Source organism: Mesorhizobium sp. M1E.F.Ca.ET.063.01.1.1 (assembly GCF_003998155.1).
Classification (GTDB): Bacteria; Pseudomonadota; Alphaproteobacteria; order Rhizobiales; family Rhizobiaceae; genus Mesorhizobium.
In genome coordinates this window covers 1-6,724 of sequence record NZ_RZSC01000304.1, presented here as the reverse complement: position 1 = coordinate 6,724, position 6,724 = coordinate 1, and the positions used below count along the sequence as shown (strand labels likewise).

General features: G+C 62.8%; 6 protein-coding genes. All 6 read right to left on the bottom strand.

Going from position 1 to position 6,724, the window contains the following annotated elements; all coding sequences use genetic code 11:
• The coding region (locus tag EOA29_RS20540) for a GGDEF domain-containing protein (RefSeq protein ID WP_145969722.1) at positions 1 to 1,086 on the bottom strand (1,086 nt) is incomplete at its 3' end.
• Between the two features lie 369 nt (positions 1,087 to 1,455).
• Complete coding sequence (locus EOA29_RS20535) at positions 1,456 to 1,929, bottom strand: hypothetical protein (RefSeq protein ID WP_126093469.1); 474 nt, start codon at positions 1,927 to 1,929, stop codon at positions 1,456 to 1,458.
• A gap of 138 nt (positions 1,930 to 2,067) precedes the next feature.
• The gene (locus tag EOA29_RS20530; protein ID WP_126093468.1) at positions 2,068 to 3,030 is read right to left on the bottom strand and encodes a type II secretion system F family protein; all 963 of its coding nucleotides are present in this window, start codon (positions 3,028 to 3,030) and stop codon (positions 2,068 to 2,070) included.
• Position 3,031: 1 nt separating this feature from the next.
• Positions 3,032 to 3,997, bottom strand: coding sequence for a type II secretion system F family protein (locus EOA29_RS20525; protein ID WP_126093467.1), 966 nt, complete (start codon positions 3,995 to 3,997; stop codon positions 3,032 to 3,034).
• A gap of 3 nt (positions 3,998 to 4,000) precedes the next feature.
• Entirely contained in the window at positions 4,001 to 5,422 is a 1,422-nt protein-coding gene (locus EOA29_RS20520; protein ID WP_126093466.1) for a CpaF family protein, read from the bottom strand.
• Positions 5,419 to 6,633, bottom strand: a complete 1,215-nt coding sequence (locus EOA29_RS20515; protein WP_126093465.1) for a response regulator — start codon at positions 6,631 to 6,633, stop codon at positions 5,419 to 5,421. The genes EOA29_RS20520 and EOA29_RS20515 overlap by 4 nt, the downstream gene beginning before the upstream one ends.
• Positions 6,634 to 6,724 lie beyond the last annotated feature (91 nt).

Here is a 6,724-nt window from a genome sequence, read left to right as displayed (position 1 = left end):
ACCTATCGATACCCGGTCGAGCAGCAGCCCGGCGGCGATCGGCGGCAGGCCGCTGACATTCTTGCGCACCGGCACCAAAAGGTCCGGGAAGTAGCTGAAGATCACCGGCGTCTCGTCGAGCAGCAGCAGCGCGAAGAATTCACGCTCGAAGATGTCATGCGCCTTTTCCGGTGTCATGCGCGATATGACGAGCGCGAATTCCTCGCCGCCCAGCCGGAAGGCGTCGACACCGGTCCTGCCGTATTTCTTGATCACGGCCGCGAAGCGGCAAAGGACCTGATCGCCGACAGGATGGCCAAAGACGTCGTTGGTCGTCTTGAAATGGTCGAGATCGAACATGGCGACCGCCATGAACGGACCGAAGCTGCGATCGCCGTAAAGCTCGTTGAGCGCTCGGCGGTTCATCAGGCCGGTCAGCGGATCGGTCATCGTCTCGGCCTTCAGCTCGATCTGCGCCTGCAGATGGTGCAGCGAAAGCGTGAGCGCCCCGAGGCCGGTCATGCAGGCAACCGCGACGACGGAGTTCAACTGCTCCGCCCAGTTGTCGGGCGCGGCGCCGAGAACCCATTGCCCCTGGACGAGCAGCACCAGGCCGCACAGCGCGAAGGACACGCCACAGGCGCCGCTCAGGAATGAAACGACGAGCAGGATCCGGCGGTCGTGATCCCCCTTCATCCAGAACATCGTTCCGATCGCGCCGAGCAGCGCCGTCACCGCCGAATAGGTGATGAGGAAGCCGATGCCGTCGAAACCGAGATAGGTGATGGCGGCGCAGGCGGCCATGGCCGCAAACGTCGGCACGATGGCGCGGCGGTAGTCCCGGAAACCGAGATATTGCATGGCCGAGAGGCAGATAACGAGAAAGCCGAACGTCAGCAGCGCAAGCACGACCTGGCAGAGCCAGGGGCTGGCGTCCTTGGTATAGCGCCAGAACAGGACGACATGGGCAACGAGCACGAGTATGCCGCAGGCGACCGTCAGGATGAAGCGCCCCCGCGGCGTGGTGAACCAGATCGCAAACATGGTGATGCTGAGGCATGTGCCCGACAGCGCCGCCGCGAGCAGGAGCGAACTGAAATCCAACATTGTTGAGCCGCAGCCTCCTGGAAATCGTCGGTAACGCTGCATTCTAGGTTAACGGCGGCCCGTTGATACCGTTTTTAGCTAACCTTTCGACCCAACCTTGGGACAAGGTTTACAAAGCATCCACTACTTCGCTTGACAGACGCGAAGACTAGAAATTTCTGGTTTATATTGAAACAGTTCTTTCCACGAGCGCGAGGCAATCCGTGCGAAAACGGCATTCGCCCGATGTTGTGCACCTGGTGAGCCGGCTGACAAGCGGGCCATCCGCCAGCTGGAAATTCCGCCCTGTCGCTTTGATTTCGTCAATCGACAGACAGGAAATTGCCCGGTGAATTCCGGCGCAACGATTCAATCCAAGCCCGACAGGCTCTAGCTCTTGTTCAGCAGTGCCAGATTGGCATCGACCACGGTCTGGTCGGCCATTCCGGCCTTTGCTTCGAGCAGCAGGGTCCTTGCCTTGTTCTTGTTGCCGCGCAGGAGCTGCGAATAGCCCATGTTGTTGACGATCTGCGGCTTGCGCCCGGCGACCCTCAGCAATTGGGCATAGGCGCGGTCGGCGAAGTCGAAGCGGCCGAGTTCGTCATAGGAGGCGGCAAGTCCCATCCAGGCTTCCGCATTGTCGGCCTTGAGCTCGACCGCCTTGCGGAAATGCTGTTCGGCAAGGCCGAAATTCGCCTCGCGGAACTGCGCCTTGCCCTCCGCCAGGTCGGCGGCGCTGACGTCCTTGGCCGTCGGCTGGATCGCGGTGGTCTTGGTCGTGTCGACGTTTGCGTTCGTCGTGCAGCCGGTGATCATCAAGACGGCCGCCAACGCCGCCGCTGCCGTGGGAAGTCCGTGACGCATGCCCCTGCCCCATCGCCCGATTTGCCGGGTCGTTCTTCAACAAGGACAATACAGCACAGCGATTAAGCTTCGGTGCCGAAATGCAGCTAAATTTCGGTTGCGTGCAAAGGATGCGTTAACCAGGTGCCGCTGACGGGCTCAGTGCGAAGTCAGCTTCACGACGATCGGGATAATGGCGACCATCAGCACCACCGGCAGGATGCAGACCGTCACCGGCACCGACATCTTGGCCGGCAAGGCGTGCGCCTTCTCCTCGGCAAGCGACATGCGCTTGTGGCGCATCTCGTCGGAAAAGACGCGCAGCGAGCCCGACAGGCTGGTGCCAAGCTCCTTCGACTGCTGCAACAGCGTTGCGAAGGAGCGCACCTCGTCGAGGCTGAGGCGGTCGGCGAGCGCCTTCAGCGCATCGTCGAGGCTGCGGCCGGCCCGGAGTTCCAGCGACACCAGTTGCAGGTTCTGGCTGAGCGACGGATAGGTCCTGGCGAGTTCCCTCGAAACGCGCTCGATTCCGGCCTCCATGCTCATGCCGGCATCGGAGCAGACGATCATCAGGTCCATGAAATCGGGAAAGCCGTTGCGGTACTCGCGCATCTTTTCCCGCACCTTCTGGGTCAGCACCAGGCCCGGCAGGAAATAGCCGGCCGCTCCCGACAGGATGATGAAAGTCCAGCGGCTGGTCATGGTCGACTCGGCGCTGGCCGCCCAATGGTTGATCAGGAACGTGGAAAATGCCACGCCAACCAGAGCGGCAAAACGGATCAGGAAGAACATGCCGACGGCGCGTGGTTCCATGTAACCGGCCTGGATGAGCTTCAGGCGCAGCCGCGCGACGTTTTCCGGATCGCTCTTGGCGTAGAACTCCTGCGCCCGCCTCACCGCCTTCTCGTGCACGGCGCTGGTGTTCTTCCTGGGCGCCGGCTCCGCCTGCTCGACCGGTTCAGCCACCTCGACCTTCAGGCGGCGCTTGACCTCATTGCGATCGCCCTTGGCGACGACCAGCGGCCAGGCCATCGCGCCTCCGCCCAATACCAGCAGCAGCACCGCCACCGGCAGCGGCGAGGTCGGCGCGAGCGAGGCGAGGAAGCTAATGATGTCTTCCATCTCAGAACCTGAAATTCGACATCTTGAACATGATGGCGTTGCCGAGCAGCAGCCATAGGATGGAGCCGCCAAGCATGTACCAGGTTTTCGGTATCCCCCATACTTCCCGGTAGAACTGCGGCATGAGCGCCATGATGGCGGTGAACAAAAGCACCGGCACGGCGGTCAGGATATAGGCCGACATGCGGCCTTCGGTCGAAATGGCGCGCACCTTGCGTCGCAGCTTGCCGCGCTCGCGGATGGTCGACGACAGCCCGTCCAGAATCTCGCGCAGATTGCCGCCCGAACTGCTCTGGATCGACACGGCGGTGACGAACAGCGGCAGGTCCTCATGGCCGACCCGGTCGAACAGGTTGTTGAGCGCCGAAACCAGGTCGGAGCCGTAAGTCACCTCGTCGGCGACGACGCCGAACTCGGTGCCGATCGGATCGGCCATCTCACGCGCCACCATCGCAATCGCCACCGGCACCGGGTGGCCGGCCTTGAGGCCGCGCGTGATCAGCTCCAGCGCTTCCGGCAGTTGCAAACCGAAGCGCTTATGCCGGCGCTTGCGCAGAAAACGCATCGCCATCACCGGCAAGACCGGCAACAGCACCAGGAACAAGCCCAGGCCGAACAGCAAAGGCAGGCCGTACCAGACTGCGACAAGCGCCAGCGCGAACGCTATCCCCGACGTGATCATGAGGAATTTGGGCAGCGGCATGATCATGCCGGATTGCGTCCGCAAGGCGCGAAAACGATCGAGCGAGAACAGGGACCTGCCGCCTTCGACGCCGCGCTCCTTGCGCAGTTGGATCAGCACCTGCTCCTGGCTGATCTTGTTCTCCGCCAGCTTCATGCGGCGGTTGATCGCCGTGCGCTTGTCGCTGCGGCCGGCATAGAGGAGGTAGCAGCCTTCGGCGATCATGATGCCGGTGAGCGCTGCCGCGGCGTAGACGGCGTAGATCGGGCTGAACCCTTCGAACACCGGCTACTCCTGCGGCCGGCCGGGTTCGAAATATTTGCCCGGAAATTCGATGCCCATGTTGCGCAGGTCTTCGAGGAAGCGCGGGCGGATACCCGTCGCCTCGAAATGGCCGACGATCTTGCCGTCCGCCTCCATGCCGGTGCGCACGAAGCGGAATATCTCCTGCATCTGGATGACGTCGCCTTCCATGCCCGTCACCTCGGCGACGCTGGTCACCTTGCGCTTGCCGTCGGACAGGCGCGTCAGTTGCACGATGATGTCGAGCGCGCTGGCGATTTGACTGCGGATCGACTGCACGGTCATCGGCATGCCGGTCATGCCGAGCATCTGTTCGAGGCGCGAGATGGCGTCGCGCGGCGTGTTGGCATGGATGGTCGCCATCGAGCCTTCGTGGCCGGTGTTCATCGCCTGCAGCATGTCGAAAGCCTCCTCGCCGCGGCATTCGCCGAGGATGACGCGGTCGGGACGCATGCGCAGCGCGTTTTTGACCAGGTCGCGCTGCTTCAGCTCGCCATGGCCTTCGATGTTTGCCGGGCGCGTTTCCATGCGCGCGACATGCGGCTGCTGCAATTGCAGCTCGGCGGCATCCTCGATGGTGATCAGGCGCTCGTCCTCGGGGATGAAGGCCGACAGGGCGTTGAGCATCGTCGTCTTGCCGGTGCCGGTGCCGCCCGAGATGATGGTGGTCTTGCGGGCATGCACGGCCGCCGCCAGCACCTCGGCCATGTTCTGGGTGATGGCGCCGAATTCGACCAGCTTGTGCAGGCCGAGCTTGTTCTTGGAGAATTTGCGGATCGACACCAGCGGCCCGTCGACGCCGACCGGCCGAATGGCGGCGTTGAAGCGCGAACCGTCGAGCATGCGGGCGTCGACCATCGGCTGCGATTCATCGACGCGGCGGCCGACGGCGGCAACGATTTTGTTAATGATCCGAAGCAGATGCGCCTCGTCCTTGAACGGGATGTGAACCTGCTGCAGCTTGCCGCGCCTTTCGACGAAGCAGTTCTGATGGCCGTTGATCAGGATGTCGTTGATCTCCGGATCCTTGAGCAGCGGCTCCAATGGGCCGAGGCCGACCATCTCGTCGACGATATCGTCGACCAGCGCGTCGAGCTCGGCGGTGTTGATCGCCATCCGCTCCTCGCGCGTCTTTTCGGAGACGAATTCATGCACCTGGCGGCGCATCTCATCCTTCGGCAAACGCTCCAGCGCGACGAGGTTGATCTCCTCGAGCAGCATGCGGTGGATGCGCACCCTTGCGTCGAGCACCTTGTTGGCGCTCTTTCCAGGCGCGGCGTCCGGCTTCGGCGCGACCGGCTTGCGGGTCGTCGGAATGACAACGGCATGGTGCGCGACGGGCGCCGGTTCGGGCGGCCGCTGCGGACGGACGTCGCGGTTCTGCAGGTTGGAGAAGCGGCTGCTCATCCGGCTTTCCTCTTCAGCAAGCCTTTGCCGAGGCCGAAAAGCGACTTCGATTTCGCCGTCGTCGTGACCGCCTCCTCCGGCAGGATGATCTTCTTCAGGTCGTTGACGACATTGGCGTTAGGATCGATATCATGCAGCGGCACGCCGCGGTCGACGGCCTCGCGCACCAGCCGGTAATTGTTGGAGATGCCGCCGACAAAATGCTCGCCGAGAATATCCTGGACGTCGGCCTGCTTGATGCCGTTGTCGAACATCTTCTGCTCGAAGCGATTGACGATGACGTTGGGCTTCACTTCCTTGCCGGCCGTCTCGTAGATGGCCTGGATAAGGCGCTGCGTGTGGCGCAGGCAAGGCACGGTCATCTCGGCCACGATATAGAGCTTGTTGGAGCCGAGCAGCACCGTCTCGGTCCACGGAAACCAGGTGCGCGGCATATCGATGACGACATTGTCGAAATAGGCCGAGACGAGGTCGAGCATGCGCACCACGACGTCGGTCTTGAAAGACCGCATTTCCGACGGACGCGTCGGCGCGGCGAGCACACAAAGCCCGCTTCGATGTTTGGACAGCATCACGTCCAGCAACTGCCGGTCGAGGCGCTCGGGCTGGTTCTCGATTTCGGTGATGTCGAAACGCGGCTCGAGGTCGAGATATTCGGCGCAGGCACCCTGCTGGAAATTGAGGTCGACCACGCAGGTCGAGGCGCCGCGCGTCACCGAATGATGCAGCTGGAAGGCGGTCTGGAGCGCAAGCGTGGTGGTGCCGACGCCTCCGGCGGCCGGCATGAAGGTGTATATCTGCGACTCGCTGTTTTCCTCCCGCCCCGGCCCCTGCAACGCGCGGATGACGGAACGCACCAGATCGGCGGTGGTGATCGGCTTGACCAGGAAGTCGGCGACCTTGAGCTGCACCAGGATGCGCACCGCCGCGGCATTGAACTCCTGCGTGACGACGATCACCGGAACGCGGCCTTCCAGCCGGCGCATGATACGCTGCAGCGACTCGATCTCCTCGAGCTTGGCGGCGTCCATGTCGACGATGACGGCGCCGAAGTCGGTTTCCTGGACCTCGCCACGCAGCTCGTTGACGCTTTTCTCCACCGTCAAAAGCTCGATGACCTCGGAGGCCGCGAAAGCTGTTCGCGTATCCTGCGAAAACGCCCGGTCGGTGGAAACGAGCAGGATCTTCCTGGTGTTGGTGCCCGATGCCATGGTCTTCAGCCCGTCAGTTCGATGCCGTTGATGCTGATGTCGTTGGTGCCGACCCCGAACCGGCTTTCGCGCCCGCGGCACTGGTCGAGGA